At 60.6% G+C, this 14,578-nt stretch carries 11 protein-coding genes; 4 read left to right on the top strand and 7 right to left on the bottom strand.

What is annotated here, in order from left to right; genetic code table 11:
* Nucleotides 1–11: 11 nt before the first annotated feature.
* From AC2FF7_RS07495 to xdhA, 6 genes are read right to left on the bottom strand one after another with little or no spacing between them, the layout of a single operon-like run.
* Entirely contained in the window at nt 12–932 is a 921-nt protein-coding gene (locus AC2FF7_RS07495; RefSeq protein ID WP_170352265.1) for an ABC transporter permease, read from the bottom strand.
* Nucleotides 932–2,014, bottom strand: coding sequence for an ABC transporter permease (locus AC2FF7_RS07500; protein WP_170753505.1), 1,083 nt, complete (start codon nt 2,012–2,014; stop codon nt 932–934). The genes AC2FF7_RS07495 and AC2FF7_RS07500 overlap by 1 nt, the downstream gene beginning before the upstream one ends.
* A gap of 38 nt (nt 2,015–2,052) precedes the next feature.
* Nucleotides 2,053–3,570, bottom strand: coding sequence for an ABC transporter ATP-binding protein (locus AC2FF7_RS07505; protein WP_480867925.1), 1,518 nt, complete (start codon nt 3,568–3,570; stop codon nt 2,053–2,055).
* Nucleotides 3,567–4,502, bottom strand: coding sequence for a xanthine dehydrogenase accessory protein XdhC (gene xdhC, locus AC2FF7_RS07510; protein WP_496905452.1), 936 nt, complete (start codon nt 4,500–4,502; stop codon nt 3,567–3,569). The genes AC2FF7_RS07505 and xdhC overlap by 4 nt, the downstream gene beginning before the upstream one ends.
* On the bottom strand, nt 4,502–6,904 hold the full coding sequence (gene xdhB, locus AC2FF7_RS07515; protein ID WP_496905453.1) for a xanthine dehydrogenase molybdopterin binding subunit: 2,403 nt from the start codon (nt 6,902–6,904) through the stop codon (nt 4,502–4,504). The genes xdhC and xdhB overlap by 1 nt, the downstream gene beginning before the upstream one ends.
* Nucleotides 6,901–8,259: a xanthine dehydrogenase small subunit gene (xdhA, locus tag AC2FF7_RS07520; protein ID WP_496905454.1), complete on the bottom strand. Its 1,359-nt coding sequence runs from the start codon at nt 8,257–8,259 to the stop codon at nt 6,901–6,903. Before xdhA ends, xdhB begins: the two co-directional genes overlap by 4 nt.
* Before the next feature lie 343 nt (nt 8,260–8,602).
* Here xdhA and dnaE point away from each other — a divergent pair, with 343 nt between their 5' ends.
* The 3 genes from dnaE (at nt 8,603) to AC2FF7_RS07535 (ending at nt 12,764) form a co-directional block, all read left to right on the top strand.
* Nucleotides 8,603–12,103: a DNA polymerase III subunit alpha gene (dnaE, locus tag AC2FF7_RS07525; RefSeq protein ID WP_496905455.1), complete on the top strand. Its 3,501-nt coding sequence runs from the start codon at nt 8,603–8,605 to the stop codon at nt 12,101–12,103.
* Between the two features lie 77 nt (nt 12,104–12,180).
* Entirely contained in the window at nt 12,181–12,393 is a 213-nt protein-coding gene (locus AC2FF7_RS07530; RefSeq protein ID WP_170352272.1) for a YMGG-like glycine zipper-containing protein, read from the top strand.
* A 5-nt stretch (nt 12,394–12,398) separates the two neighbouring features.
* On the top strand, nt 12,399–12,764 hold the full coding sequence (locus AC2FF7_RS07535) for a hypothetical protein (protein WP_480867914.1): 366 nt from the start codon (nt 12,399–12,401) through the stop codon (nt 12,762–12,764).
* A 4-nt stretch (nt 12,765–12,768) separates the two neighbouring features.
* Here AC2FF7_RS07535 and AC2FF7_RS07540 read toward each other — a convergent pair whose 3' ends face one another.
* Nucleotides 12,769–12,963 (bottom strand): SlyX family protein, encoded by a 195-nt coding sequence (locus AC2FF7_RS07540; RefSeq protein WP_170352274.1) that lies wholly within the window; start codon nt 12,961–12,963, stop codon nt 12,769–12,771.
* A 124-nt stretch (nt 12,964–13,087) separates the two neighbouring features.
* Between AC2FF7_RS07540 and hisS the strand changes: the two genes are divergently transcribed.
* Nucleotides 13,088–14,575 carry a histidine--tRNA ligase gene (gene hisS, locus AC2FF7_RS07545; protein ID WP_480867913.1) on the top strand — a complete coding sequence of 496 codons (1,488 nt, stop codon included), beginning with the start codon at nt 13,088–13,090 and terminating at the stop codon, nt 14,573–14,575.
* The last annotated feature ends 3 nt before the right edge of the window (nt 14,576–14,578 follow it).

The raw sequence follows: 14,578 nt of genomic DNA on the forward strand, positions 1-14,578 counted from the left end.
GTTGGCCCCGTCTAGTGCGAGGCATGGAAGGTCCGGCCCAGTGAGGCAGGTGCGCTGCTCTTGTCGGCCGAAAGGATCACAAGCACAAGGATCGTGATGATGTAGGGCGACATTGCCAGATACTCGACCGGAATAGCAACGCCCGCCGCCTGCAAATTGAGCTGCAAAACGGTGATACCGCCGAACAAATAGGCACCCAGCAACGCACGCCACGGCTTCCAACTGGCGAACACCACCAGTGCAAGGGCGATCCAGCCAACCCCGGCAGTCATGCCCTCGGTCCATTGGGGCACACGGATCAGGCTGATGTAGGCTCCGCCCAGGCCCGCACAAGCTCCGCCGAACAGGATCGCCATGACGCGGATCTTGATGACTTTGTAGCCAAGCGCGTGCGCGGCATCGTGGTTTTCCCCGACCGCGCGCAGGATCAGACCGACACGAGTGTACTTTAGCGTAGCCCAAACCGCTGCAGTCAAAGCGATGCCGACATAAAGGATAGGGTCGTGCTGGAACAGGATAGGACCGATCACCGGAATATCGCTGATCACCGGGATATGGATATCTCCCATGCTCGGGGGTTTGACGCCTACATAGCTTTGCCCCATCAGAGCGCTAAAGCCGAGTCCGAACAGGGTCAGGGCAAGACCGCTGGCGACCTGGTTGGCCAAGGCCACCTGTGTCAGCACCACAAACAATAAAGACAGAACCGCGCCGCCAATGGCTGCCGCGATAAAGCCCAGCCAAGGTGACCCGGTCTCGACCGAGATCGCAAAGCCACTGATCGCGCCGACGATCATCATGCCCTCGACGCCAAGGTTCAAAACACCTGCTTTTTCAACAACCAGCTCTCCGATCGCGGCCAGCAGCAGGGGGGTTGCGGCCACCATCAAAGAGGCGACCAGAAGGACGGGGTTAATTTCACCAAGGTCCATTACGCCACCTCGCTACGTGCCGCACGGATGCGGTAGTTTGTCAGAAGATCGAAAGCCAGCAGGAAGAACAGAAGCATCCCCTGGAACACCTGAATTGCAGCGGCGGGCAGGCCCAGTTGGGATTGCGCGATTTCACCGCCGATATAGGTCAGCGCCATCAAGCCGCCGGCCAGCAGGATACCCACCGGGTGCAGCCGGCCCAGAAAGGCCACAATGATCGCAGTGAAACCGTAGCCTACGTTAAAGTCGATGCTGACCACGCCCGAAGGGCCTGAGACTTCGAACATCCCCGCCAGACCGGCCAGAGCGCCGGACAGGCCCAGACAAAACAGGATCAGACGGGCCGGGTTCACACCGGCAAACTTCGCAGCGCGCGGAGCTTCACCGGTCAAACGGATGTGAAAGCCCAGCATGTGCCGGTTCAGAAGGACATAGGAAAAGATCACTGCGATGAGGGCTGTCACGACGCCCCAGTGCATCCCAGATCCCGCGATCAACTCGGCATTATGCGCACTGTCATAGGATTGCAGATTACGCGATCCGGGAAAGCCAAACCCCTCGGGGTTTTTCAACAAGCCAAGCGACACCGAGGCCAGCATCTGCTCGGCGACGTAGACCAGCATCAGCGAGACAAGGATTTCGTTGGTGCCAAAGCGAACCTTCAGAAAGGCCGGGATCATCGCCCAGAGCCAGCCACCGAATGCCCCCGCGATTACCATGATCGGAAAAATGTAAAACGCGTCCAGAGGGTAAAAGGCCAGACCCGCACCGGCCCCAAATATGGCGCCCATGATATACTGCCCCTCGGCCCCGATATTCCATATGCCGGCACGGAAACCCAGCGACAGACCAATGGCGATCAGCACCAAAGGCGCCCCTTTCACCAGCAGCTGCGGGCGGTAATAGAATGCAAACTCACCGAACAGGGGTTCCCAGAAAATGGTGCCGATGGCCTCGACCGGGTTCTTCCCCAGAATGGCGAACAGCAGCCCGCCGAATACCATTGTCGCCAACACCGCGACCAAAGGGGTGGCATAAGACCACGCCTTGGACGGCTGTGGCCGTTTCTCCAACACAATCATCCGCTCATACCCCCGTTTTCGTCTTTTTCTGTAATAGCTTAGACATGGGCGACCTCCATGCCATGCGCGCCGCCCATCATTAGGCCAATCTCATCCACGGTAAGGCCCGTAGTTGGTCGAGGCGCGCTGAGGCGACCTTCGTTGAGGGCGGCGAAACTGTCGGAAATCTCCATCAGTTCATCCAAATCCTGACTGATACAGACAACCGCCGTGCCCTTGGCTGCTAAATCCAGAATAGCCTGCCGGATCGACGCCGCAGCTGCCGCGTCCACGCCCCAAGTCGGTTGATTCACCACTAGCACATCCGGGTTTTGTAGCACTTCGCGCCCAATCACGAATTTCTGCAGATTGCCGCCGGACAACGAGCGCGCGGCGTTTTCCGGGCCTGGCGTGCGCACGTCGAAGGCGCTGATGATCTTTTCAGCGAAACTTTTGGTCTCGGCCCATTTCAGGAAGCCATTGTTTTCTAGACCTTCCCGAACCGATCCAGTCAGTAAGGCATTTTCCGTGAGGCTCATGTCCGGTGCTGCCGCATGACCCAGACGTTCCTCGGGCGCGGTTAGAACGCCCAGTTTGCGACGCGTAGTAGGTCCCAGCAAGCCGATGGGCTGACCGTTGAACTTAATAGCATCAGCTGCGGTGGTGATTTCGCCCGACAGAACGCCCAGTAATTCATCTTGCCCGTTGCCTGCGACACCGCCGATGCCCAGAACCTCGCCCTTGCGGACTGTCATGTGAACGTTGCGCAGCGCAGTGCCGAACTCGGACGGCGAAGGCACAGATAGCCCGCTGACATCCAGCGCGACTTCGCCGAAGTCACGCCCCGACCGTTCGGGCGTTTGCAGGGTTGAACCGACCATCATCTCGGCCATGTCCCGCGCTGATGTCTCGGCCGGAACGCATTCGCCCACATTCTTTCCCAGACGCAGAATTGTGGCGTGGTCACACAACGTACGGATTTCTTCCAGCTTGTGCGAGATATAAAGGATCGAGGTGCCTTCGGCCCGCAATTTGTTCAGCGTTTCAAACAGGATTTCGACCTCTTGCGGGGTCAAAACGCTGGTGGGTTCATCCATGATCAGCAGCTTGGGGCCCTGCAGCAGACAGCGGATGATCTCGACCCGCTGGCGTTCACCTGCCGACAGGTCGCCGACGGTGCGATACGGGTCCAGCGGTAAGCCATAGGTTTCGGATACTTCGCGGATACGCGTGGCCAGATCGCTCATCTTGGGCGGGTTTTCCATCCCCAGCGCGATGTTTTCGGCCACGTTCAACGCGTCAAACAGAGAAAAATGCTGAAACACCATCGCAATCCCGTCGGCCCGCGCCGCGCGGGGTTCCGCCGGAGCAAAAGGCTGGCCGCGCAGCAGCATGGTGCCGCTGTCGGGTTTCACCAGCCCATAGATCATCTTGACCAGCGTGGACTTGCCCGCGCCGTTTTCGCCCAACAGGGCGTGTACTTCGCCTTCGCCGATATCAAAGGACACCTGATCATTGGCCACGACGCCGGGATAAGCCTTGGTCAGCCCTTGCAGACTTAAAAGTGGAGTGGTCACGCGCTCTGGTCCTTCTTCAGTTCGTTCTGCCAAGCCGGGCGCAGTAGTTGCGCGGCGACGCCAATGGCGATCATCTGCGGGTGTTTGCCCAGACCAGGATCGCCAATCGGGCAGGTGATCTGCCTGATCCGTTCCGGGGAATGGCCAAGGGTTGTCAGCCGCGACCGGAATCGCGCCCATTTCGTAGCTGAGCCGATGAGGCCAGCAAAGCCAAAACCATGCGTCAAAAGGCGATTACACAGCTCCAGGTCCAGATTATGTGAATAAGTAAGCACAAGATGCTCGGCATCGGCTGGGGCGTGCCGGACCAGAGCGGCGGGTTTGGGCGTTGGAATCGGGGTGACACTGGTCGGGATCTGCGTGGGAAAGCGTTCAAGGCCGGTATCGACCCATGTGATCGCAAGATCAGGCAGGGGCGACAGCACCTCAACCAGCGCCCGCCCCACATGGCCTGCGCCCCAAATCCATAGCTGCCGGGTCGGTTTGTGAACGGGTTCGACCATCCAGCCGTCGATCAATTGCGGCTCGGGCGCGACGCCCTGCGCGCGGGCTGCGGCCAGCAGGCGCTTGACCGAAAGTGGCATATCGCCGCCTGACGGGGCACGTGCGATGACTGTCTCATCCAGCGCGTCCAACGCGTGTTGGTCGTAAACCTCGCTCAAAAGCGAGACCGCCCCCCCGCAGCATTGGCCCATATCGGGGCCAAGCGCATGGTGGGTCAGTTGCATTGGGACGGACTGCGCCCGTGCGGCGAGCGCCGCCTGATGCTCCAGCGTACCGCCACCGATCGTGCCGGACTGACCGTCCGCCGAAACCAGCATGGCGGCGCCGACCTCGCGCGGGGACGAGCCTTTGATGGCAGCGATGACCACGCGGGTCACGCGCCCGTGAATCTTGACCGCCTCCTGCAGAGCTTCAAGGTCAAATCCCATCAGGTGCCGCCTTTCATCCGCTGGACACCGCGCCAGAGTTCCTCTGCCGTGGCGGGCGCGTTCAGGGCCGGGTAGCCATCCCCGCTGGCCGCCACTGCGTTCGACAGGGCCAACCACGCAGAAATACCTAGCATGAAGGGCGGCTCACCAACCGCTTTGGACCGATAGATCGTGTCCTCGCGGTTCTCGCCGCCCCATAGCGAAACGTTGAAGATATCGGGCCGGTCGGAACAGGCGGGAATTTTATAGGTCGACGGCGCATGGGTGCGCAGGTTGCCCTTGCCGTCCCAGACCAGTTCCTCGGTCGTCAGCCATCCTGCGCCTTGCACATAACCGCCTTCGACCTGCCCGATATCCAGCGCGGGGTTCAGCGAGGCCCCCGCATCATGCAGGATATCGGTGCGAAGAATGCGGTTTTCGCCGGTCAGCGTGTCCACCACGACCTCGGTGACAGACGCGCCGTAGGCAAAGTAAAAGAAAGGTCGCCCTCTGCCTGCGATCCGGTCCCATTCGATCTTGGGCGTTTTGTAGAAGCCGGTCGCCGACAGGCTGATGCGGCCCTGATAGGCCAGAGCGGCGGCTTCGGCGAAGGTATAGCGTTCCTCGCCAACTAAGACATGCCCATCCGTGAAGGTCACAGTCGCGGGATCGGCCTGGTGCCGTTCGGCCAGATAGTCCGTCATCCGGTCGCGGATCGTGTCACAGGCGGCTTTCACAGCCATCCCGTTCAGATCGCTGCCCGAGGACGCTGCCGTGGCCGAGGTATTCGGCACTTTGGCCGTGTCGGTGGCGGTGATCTTGACCATCTCCAGCGGAATGCCGAACCGCGATGCGGCCACTTGCGCGACCTTTTGGAACAGGCCCTGTCCCATCTCGGTCCCGCCATGGTTCAGGTGGACCGAGCCATCCTGATACACATGCACCAGTGCGCCCGCCTGATTGAGGTGGGTCAGCGTAAAGGAAATCCCGAATTTGACCGGCGAGAAGGCGATACCCTTCTTTATCACGCCGTTCTTGGCGTTCCACTCGGCGATGGCGGCCTTGCGAGCGGCATAGTCGCTGGATTTCAGAAGCGCTTCGGTCATGCCGTGCAGTTCGAAATCGCTGACCTCCATACCGTAAGGCGTGGTGTTGCCGCCTGCGGGTAGGGGACGAACGGGGGCATTCCCGGTTTCCACAGCACCTCGGCTGGTCAGGTCTTCGTGCGGGTCGGGATGACCCAGTGGTTTCGCGTGCAGCGGCTGATCGGCCACTTTATGCGCAGGCTCATAGTAGTTGCGGCGACGCAGCTCGACCGGGTCCAGCCCAAGCGCGTGCGCGGCGTGATCCATGACACGTTCGATCCCGACCATGCCCTGCGGCCCGCCGAACCCGCGATAGGCGGTCGCAGATTGGGTGTTGGTCTTCAGACGATGGCTTTCAATCCGGGCATTCGGCAGCAGATAGGCGTTGTCCGAGTGCAGCATCGCGCGGTCGGCGACGGGCAGGGACAGGTCCTGTGCCCAGCCGCAGATGACGTAGTGATGGAACGAGACGCCCTGAACATGGCCGTTCTCATCAAACCCAGCTTTGTAGGCAATGCGGAAGGCGTGACGCTTGCCGGTGATGATCATGTCATCATCGCGGTCATATCGCATCTTGCAGGCCTTGCCGGTGGCGCGGGCGGCGATGGCGCAAGCCACCGCCAGAGCGTTGCCCTGACTTTCCTTGCCGCCGAATCCTCCGCCCATCCGACGGGTTTCGACCCGCACGGCGTGCATGGGAACGCCCAAAGCATCAGCTACCTTGTGCTGAATCTCGGTCGGGTGCTGGGTCGAACTGTGGACCAGCATGTCCGCGCCTTCATTCGGCACGGCCAGAGCGGCTTGGCCCTCCAGATAGAAATGCTCCTGCCCGCCAAGTTCGAAACTGCCTTCAATCACATGGCGCGCGTTGGCAATGGCTGCGTCCGCGTCGCCCTTGGCATAGATGCGGGGGCCGTCCTCGAACCGGCTGTCGGCGGCCAGCGCCTCTTCGATTGTCAGGATCGGTGTGTCTTCGGCATAGTCAATCTTGCCCAGCCGTGCAGCCTTGCGGGCGGCCAGATGGCTGGTCGCCACCACCAGAAACACCGGCTGGCCGATATAATGGACCGTTCCGTCCGACAGCAGCGGCTCATCATGGATCGAGGGCGAGACATCATTGGCAAAGGGCAGGTCATCCGCCGTCATCACCTGCACCACACCCTCGGCGGCTTTCACCGCCGACAGGTCCATCGCGATGATTGTGCCCTTGGCAATCGGGCTGAGGCCAAAGGCCAGATGCAGCGTGCCTTTGGGCGTTGGGATATCATCCACGTATCGCGCAACGCCTGCGACATGCAGCGGGGCTGCGTCATGGGGGAGGGGTTTGGTCACGCTCATGCCGTCACCTTCAGTACGTCGGTCACTTCGCCCTGATCTTCGAGGAAATACCGCTCCAGCATCGCCTTGGCGGTTTCCAGACGATAGGTGGCCGAGGCGCGCATATCCGTGAGTGGTTGGTAATCGTCAGCAAAGGCGGGCAGCGCGGCCTGAATGGTCGCAGCGGTCCAGGGTTTGCCGATCAATGCGGCCTCGACATGGGTGGCCCGCTTCGGAATGCCCGCCATGCCGCCAAACGCAATGCGCGCCTGGCTAACGGTGCCGTCCGTGACGGTGATGTTGAAGCAGCCGCAGACGGCTGAGATATCCTGATCGAACCGCTTGCTGAGCTTGTAGCATTTCAGGCGATCTGGCTGGCGGAGGAAGCTGACCGCCTCGACAAATTCTCCGGGCGCGCGGTCCTGTTTGCCGTAGTCGATGAAAAAATCTTCGAGCGGGATCGACCGGCGCGTGTCGCCCTTGCGCAGGTGCAGAGTTGCACCAAGGGCGATCAGGGCGGGCGGGTTGTCTCCGATGGGGGAGCCGTTGGCGATATTGCCGCCCACGGTGGCGGCGTGGCGAACCTGCACGCTGGCATAGCGGCGGATCATTTCGGCGTAGGAGGGGTGGAGATCGGCCAGCGCCGCGCCCATCCGGTTCATGTCGACCATGGTCCCGAGGCGGATTTCACCCTCGGTGATAGTGATGTTCTTGAGGTCGTCGCAGCGGTTCAGGAAAATCACCGGATCCAATTCGCGCAGCTGTTTGGTGACCAAGAGGCCCACATCGGTCGCTCCGGCAATCAAGGTGGCCTCCGGGTGGTCTGCGTAGATCGCGGCCAGTTCGTCCGATGACGTGGGCAGCATTGGTTGGGCAGCGGCATCCACGGGCGCGTCCTTGACCCAGACTGGTACAGGCATTGCCTCGATAGCCGTGGCGGCGCGGATGATCGGGGCATAGCCCGTGCAGCGGCACAGGTTCCCGGCCAGTTGTGTGTCATGGTCGGTCGCGCCATTCGCGTGGCTGGCGACCATCGACATGACGAAGCCCGGTGTGCAGAAACCGCATTGCGATCCGTGCAGATCGACCATCGCCTGCTGCACAGGGTGCGCCTCGCCATTGGGGCCGCTTGCGCCTTCGACGGTGCGCACGGCCTTACCGTGCAACTGGGGCAGGAACAGGATGCAAGCGTTCAAAGCCTTAGCACCGCCCTCATCTGTCACCATCACGGTGCAAGCGCCGCAGTCGCCCTCGTTGCAGCCTTCCTTGGTGCCGGTCAGGCCGCGATCCTCGCGCAGCCAGTCCAGCAGGGTGGCGGTCGGATCGACATCCGACAGCTCCACTGTCTCTCCGTTCAGAAGAAACGTGATGTTCATGCGTGAAACCCGTCGCCTTACCCGGTTGCGCCCCTGCGGCCCTCCTTCGATGCGACGTAGAAAGAGTGGCGGGCGAATAGCTTGCCGTCAGATGTTAGAAATAGCTCACCCGATCTGGCAAGAAAAACTGCCTGTGGGATGTACCATTACACCGGGCGGCGATGAAATTGAAATTGGTGTCTACCGTACAGTGCTTTGAAATTAAAGTGTTTTGCCTTCTTGGGTCGTTGCTGCTGCCGAAGCACCTTCTGGAAAAGCCGAATAATCCAAGCTGATTTTTTAGGCATTCCATCTATGCGGTTCCCGCTTTTGCCGCGCGCCTGGCTGGGATAGCTTGGGCTTCATGAGCAGCACTCCTCGATTCATCCACCTTCGTGTTCACACAGAATATTCCCTGCTGGAAGGGGCCGTGCGGCTGAAAAAGCTGCCTGGCCTGTGTGAAAAGGCCGATATGCCCGCCATCGCCGTTACTGACACCAATTCGATGTTCTCGGCGTTGGAGTTTTCCGTGACCGCCAGCGGGGCCGGCGTGCAGCCGATCATGGGCTGTCAGGTCGATCTGACTTACCTGCAAGCGCAGCCGGGGGAAAAGCCCAAAGCCCCCGCGCCGCTGGTGCTGCTGGCGCAGTCTGAGGTGGGGTATGAGAACCTGATGAAGCTGAGTTCCTGCCTTTATGTGGACAAGGGCGGGCAGTTACCGCAGGTCACGTTGGAGGAGTTGGCGGATCGCTCGGACGGCTTGATCTGCTTGACCGGTGGGCCGGAAGGGCCTGTGGGGATGTTGCTGCAACAGGGCCAGCGCCCAGCGGCTGAGGCTTTGGTGGATCGGCTGGCCGGGATGTTCCCGGATCGCCTGTATATCGAATTGCAGCGCCATCCGGGTGAGGGGGGGCAACCCGAGGCCGAACGTCTGACCGAGCGCGGCCATGTCGAGATGGCCTATGCCAAGAACCTGCCTCTGGTCGCCACCAACGATGTCTATTTCCCGACCTCGGATATGTACGAGGCCCACGACGCGCTGATCTGTATCGCCGAGGGCGCGTATGTCGATCAGCAGGACGGCCGCCGCCGCCTGACGGCGCAGCATTATTTCAAGTCGCAGCAGGAAATGGTGACGCTTTTTGCCGACCTGCCCGAGGCGATTGAGAACACGGTCGAGATTGCGCGCCGTTGCGCTTTTATGGCCTATCGCCGCGATCCGATCCTGCCGAAATTTGCCGATGATGAGGTCGCCGAGCTGCGGCGTATCGCCAATGAAGGCTTGCAGAAACGTCTGGCGGTGATCCCGCATGCGGTGACGCCCGAGGAATATCAGGAACGGCTGGATTTCGAACTCGGCATCATCGAGGGCATGGGCTTTCCCGGTTATTTCCTGATCGTCGCGGACTTTATCCAATGGGCCAAGGATCACGACATCCCGGTCGGGCCGGGGAGGGGCTCGGGTGCGGGCTCGCTGGTGGCTTATGCGCTGACGATCACAGACCTAGATCCGTTGCGGTATTCGCTGCTGTTCGAGCGGTTCCTGAACCCCGAGCGGGTCTCGATGCCCGACTTCGATATCGACTTCTGCATGGATCGCCGCGAAGAGGTGATCCGCTATGTTCAACAGAAATATGGCCGCGACAAGGTGGGGCAGATCATCACCTTTGGTGCGCTGCTGTCCAAGGCCGCTGTGCGCGATATCGGGCGGGTGCTGCAGATGCCCTACGGGCAGGTGGACCGCCTGTCCAAGATGATCCCTGTCGAGGGCGTAAAGCCTGTTTCCATCGAAAAGGCTCTGAAAGACGAACCCCGCCTGCGCGAAGAGGCGCGGAACGAAGAGGTGGTGGACCGGCTTCTGACCTATGGCCAACAGGTCGAGGGGCTGTTGCGTAACGCTTCGACCCACGCGGCGGGGGTGGTGATTGGCGACCGGCCTCTGGACGCGCTGGTGCCGCTGTATCAGGATCCGCGATCCGACATGCCTGCGACCCAGTTCAACATGAAATGGGTGGAACAGGCCGGGCTGGTTAAGTTCGACTTTCTGGGCCTGAAGACGCTGACCGTGATTCAGAACGCGATGGATATCATCTTCAAGTCCGGGCGTCCTTTGCACATCGCGGCCGATGGCACGGAACTCTATGAACCCGCCGATGGGGCCGAGAACCAGATCAATGCCATCCCGCTGGACGACGAGGCGACGTATAAGCTCTATTCTGCCGCCAAGACGGTGGCGGTGTTCCAGGTGGAATCCTCGGGCATGATGGATGCGCTAAAGCGCATGAAGCCGACCTGTATCGAGGATATTGTCGCCCTTGTGGCGCTGTATCGTCCCGGCCCGATGGAGAACATACCGACCTATTGCGAGGTCAAGAACGGGTTGCGGAAAATTGAATCCGTGCATCCGCTGATCGACCATATCCTTGAGGAAACACAGGGCATCATCGTTTACCAGGAACAGGTGATGCAGATCGCTCAGGTCATGGCTGGGTACTCCCTTGGTGGTGCCGACCTGCTGCGCCGCGCGATGGGTAAGAAGATCAAAGAGGCGATGGATGCCGAACGCCCCAAATTCGAAAAGGGCGCGGGTGAAAACGGCGTGGATGCCAAGAAAGCCAGCGAGGTTTTCGACCTGCTGGAGAAATTCGCCAACTACGGCTTTAACAAATCCCATGCCGCCGCTTATGCGGTGGTCAGCTATCAGACCGGCTGGCTTAAAGCGAACCACCCGGTCGAGTTCATGGCCGGTGTCATGAACTGCGATATCCACCTGACCGACAAGCTGGCCGTCTATTTCGAAGAGGTCCGCAAAGGGCTTGAGTTGCCCTATGTGCCCCCTTGCGTGAACCGATCTCAAGCGACCTTCGATGTGGTGAACGGAGCGCTTGTATATGCGTTGGGCGCCTTGAAAAACGTGGGCGTTGAGGCGATGAACTTGGTGGTCGATGGTCGAGCGGAAAAGCCCTTTGTGAACCTGTTCGATTTCGCCCGCCGGGTTGATCTGAAAAAGGTCGGCAAACGCCCGCTGGAAATGATGGCGCGGGCGGGCGCGTTCGATCAGTTGGACAAGAACCGCCGCCGCGTGTTCGAAAGCCTTGATCCTCTGGTGCAGTATTCCGCGGCGATCCATGAACAGAAGAATTCGAACCAAGTGTCGCTGTTTGGTGAGGCGGGCGATGACCTGCCCGAACCGCGCCTGTCGCCCACGCCCGATTGGCTGCCCGCAGAACGGCTGAGCGAGGAATTCAAGGCCATCGGCTTTTACCTCTCGGGCCATCCGCTGGACGACTATATGCCTGCGCTGAAACGCAAGCAGGTCATGACGCTGGACGAGGTGACGGAAAAGGCACGTTCGGGTCCGTTCATCGCCAAGATGGCCGGTGTTGTTGCCGGTCGACAGGAGCGGAAATCGGCGCGCGGCAACCGGTTTGCCTTTGCGCAGCTTTCGGACCCCAGCGGTGCGTATGAGGTCACGCTGTTCTCGGAAACGTTGGAGAAATCGCGCGAGTATCTGGAAACTGGCGCGCAAGTTGTATTAACCGCCGAGGCCACAATGGAAGCTGATCAGCTGAAACTGCTTGGCCGCTCTGTCGGCCCGGTGGATACGGTAGTGGCCGAGGCGGGTGCGACCGGCCTGCGCATCTTTGTGGACGAGGAACAGGCCCTGCCTACCGTGGCCAAAGTGCTAGAGGACGCGGCTGGCGCGGCCAAAAACGCCGCGCGCGGGCCTATCCAATTGCTGCTGATGGCGCCCGGATTGCCGGGCGAGGTCGAGATGGATCTGGGCCAGAACTTCCCCATCAATCCGCAAATTAAAGGCGCGATCAAATCGCTGGAAGGCGTGATGTCGGTCGAGGAGTTCTGACCCCGCCTTTTGTTGCCAGACACAGTCCCGCGGGCTAGGCTGACTTTGGTCGGTTTCGGGCCAAAGGAGGGTTTGACATGGTGATTTTAGGTCTCGGGTTCAGAACTGTTGCGCTTGCTGCTGTGGCGTCGTTGGCATTTGCCTCGGCAGGGGTGGCTGATGACAAGAAGAAAAAGCAGACAATCGAAGGTGCGCTCATCGGGGCTGGTGTCGGGGCGTTGGTCGGAGACGGCAAGGGCGCAGCAATCGGCGGCGTAGCTGGTGCGATCATCGGGCATAACTGGAAATGAAAGCCATGATGAACACCTCCGGACTGATCCTAAGCGCCGTGCTCTTAATAACGCCAACTTTCGCTGCGGCGGATGAGGCGGCTGAACAGATGGTGCAGGATGCATTGCCAGTGATGCATTATACCTGCGCGTCGATTGCCGAAGAGGCAGACGGAGACGAAGCCTTTGTCGTAGAGGTCGTCGGGAAAATGACGGCCCTGTCGCTATATAACCGTCAGATCAATATCGAAGATCACGCAACGACCGATGAGGAAAAGGCCCAATTGCGTGAAGCCTTCATAGCGGCGCTTTCCGAAGGCTGCGCTGCGGACAAGAACGCTCTTTTGGGAGGTGTGGTCGACAATGCGGTGAAAATGACGCTGGGGTTATAAGCAGTCAGTAATGCGGCGGGCGTTCGTCTCCGAACACGACCCCACCTGATCCTTCCTGCGCCCGTTCAGCCTCGCGCTGCAACAGCATCTCGACGCGCCGGGTCAGGCGATCGATCTCACTCTGTTGGGTTGTAACGACCGTGTTCAACTCTTCGACCGTGCGGGTCAGGTGGGCGATCTGCTCTTCCAGATGCTGCATGGGGCTCTCCTTTGGGCGTGGTCATAGCGGCACGGGCGGGTCATGACCAGCGAAAGCGCGCCTTGCCCCGATGCGGGCCATGGGATAGACCGCGCGCGGAACATGAACCGCAAGGACGCCCCACATGGCCAAGCCCAAGAAACAGCCCCGCCCCAAGGCCGTCACGCCGAAAGGGTTCCGCGACTATTTCGGCCAGGAAGTCTCGCAGCGCACCGAGATGCTGCGGGCGATTGCGGATGTCTATCATCGGTATGGGTTTGATGCGCTGGAAAGCAGCGCTGTGGAAACCGTCGAGGCGCTGGGCAAGTTTCTGCCCGACGTGGATCGCCCGAATGAGGGCGTATTTGCGTGGCAGGAGTTTGACGAGGCCGGCAACGGTGACTGGATGGCCCTGCGCTATGACCTGACCGCGCCGCTGGCCCGTGTTTATGCGCAGCACCGCAACGACCTGCCAACGCCCTATCGCCGCTATGCGATGGGTCCGGTCTGGCGCAATGAAAAGCCGGGGCCAGGGCGGTATCGCCAGTTTTATCAATGCGATGCGGATACGGTGGGCACGGCCTCGATGGCCGCCGACGCCGAGATTTGCGCGATGCTGTCGGACACGTTGGAGACCGTGGGCATTCCGCGCGGTGACTATCTGGTGCGGGTGAATAACCGCAAGGTTCTGAACGGAGTGCTTGAGGCGATGGGGCTGGGCGAAGACGTAGCCGCCCGCGACAATGTTCTGCGCACCATCGACAAGTTCGACAAAGTAGGTGAAGCCGGTGTGCGCGAGCTGCTGACCAAGGGCCGACTGGATGCCTCGGGCGCGTTTATCGACGGTGTGGGGCTGAGCGACGATCAGGCCGAGCCGGTAATTGCCTTCCTGACCTCGAAGGCTGCGGATACCGCAGGAACACTGGCCAACCTGCGTGCTGCCGTGGGCGACAGCAAGATTGGCGCGGATGGGATTGCCGAATTGGAACAGATCGGCGCTCTGCTCGATGCGGGCGGCTATGGCTCGGACCGGATCGAGATTGACCCGTCGGTCGTACGGGGCCTCGGGTACTATACCGGACCGGTTTATGAGGCCGAGTTGACCTTTGAGATTTTCGACGAGAAAGGCCGTAAGCGGCAGTTCGGTTCGGTCTCGGGCGGTGGGCGTTATGACGACCTGGTCAAGCGGTTCACAGGGCAGGAAGTGCCTGCGACCGGCGTGTCTATCGGTGTCGACCGGCTGCTGGCCGCCCTGCGCGAAAAGGGCCGGATCGCGGCGCAAGCCACAGGCCCCGTGGTTGTGACCGTGATGGACCGCGACCGTATGGCCGACTATCAGGCGATGGTGGCCGAGCTGCGCAATGCAGGTATCCGGGCCGAGGTCTATCTGGGTAACCCCAAGAACTTTGGCAATCAGCTGAAATACGCAGACAAGCGGAACTCTCCCATCGCAGTGATCGAGGGGGGCGATGAAAAAGTAAATGGGATCGTGCAGATCAAAGACCTGATCCTTGGGGCCAAGATCGCCGAAAGCGCCACGCTTGAGGAATGGAAAGAACGCCCCAGCCAGTTCGAAGTGCCGCGTGGCGATCTGGTCGCCAAGGTGCGTGAAATTCTGGACAGTCAGGACTGACCC

It is taken from the genome of Ruegeria sp. YTSC325, assembly GCF_059609525.1.

Excerpts from the sequence above, each read along its gene's own strand:
- AC2FF7_RS07495 (WP_170352265.1), bottom strand. The coding sequence starts at position 932 with ATGGACCTTGGTGAAATTAACCCCGTCCTTCTGGTCGCCTCTTTGATG.
- AC2FF7_RS07500 (WP_170753505.1), bottom strand. The coding sequence starts at position 2,014 with ATGATTGTGTTGGAGAAACGGCCACAGCCGTCCAAGGCGTGGTCTTAT.
- xdhC (WP_496905452.1), bottom strand. The coding sequence starts at position 4,502 with ATGGGATTTGACCTTGAAGCTCTGCAGGAGGCGGTCAAGATTCACGGG.
- xdhB (WP_496905453.1), bottom strand. The coding sequence starts at position 6,904 with ATGAGCGTGACCAAACCCCTCCCCCATGACGCAGCCCCGCTGCATGTC.
- xdhA (WP_496905454.1), bottom strand. The coding sequence starts at position 8,259 with ATGAACATCACGTTTCTTCTGAACGGAGAGACAGTGGAGCTGTCGGAT.
- dnaE (WP_496905455.1), top strand. The coding sequence starts at position 8,603 with ATGAGCAGCACTCCTCGATTCATCCACCTTCGTGTTCACACAGAATAT.
- AC2FF7_RS07530 (WP_170352272.1), top strand. The coding sequence starts at position 12,181 with ATGGTGATTTTAGGTCTCGGGTTCAGAACTGTTGCGCTTGCTGCTGTG.
- AC2FF7_RS07535 (WP_480867914.1), top strand. The coding sequence starts at position 12,399 with ATGATGAACACCTCCGGACTGATCCTAAGCGCCGTGCTCTTAATAACG.
- AC2FF7_RS07540 (WP_170352274.1), bottom strand. The coding sequence starts at position 12,963 with ATGCAGCATCTGGAAGAGCAGATCGCCCACCTGACCCGCACGGTCGAA.
- hisS (WP_480867913.1), top strand. The coding sequence starts at position 13,088 with ATGGCCAAGCCCAAGAAACAGCCCCGCCCCAAGGCCGTCACGCCGAAA.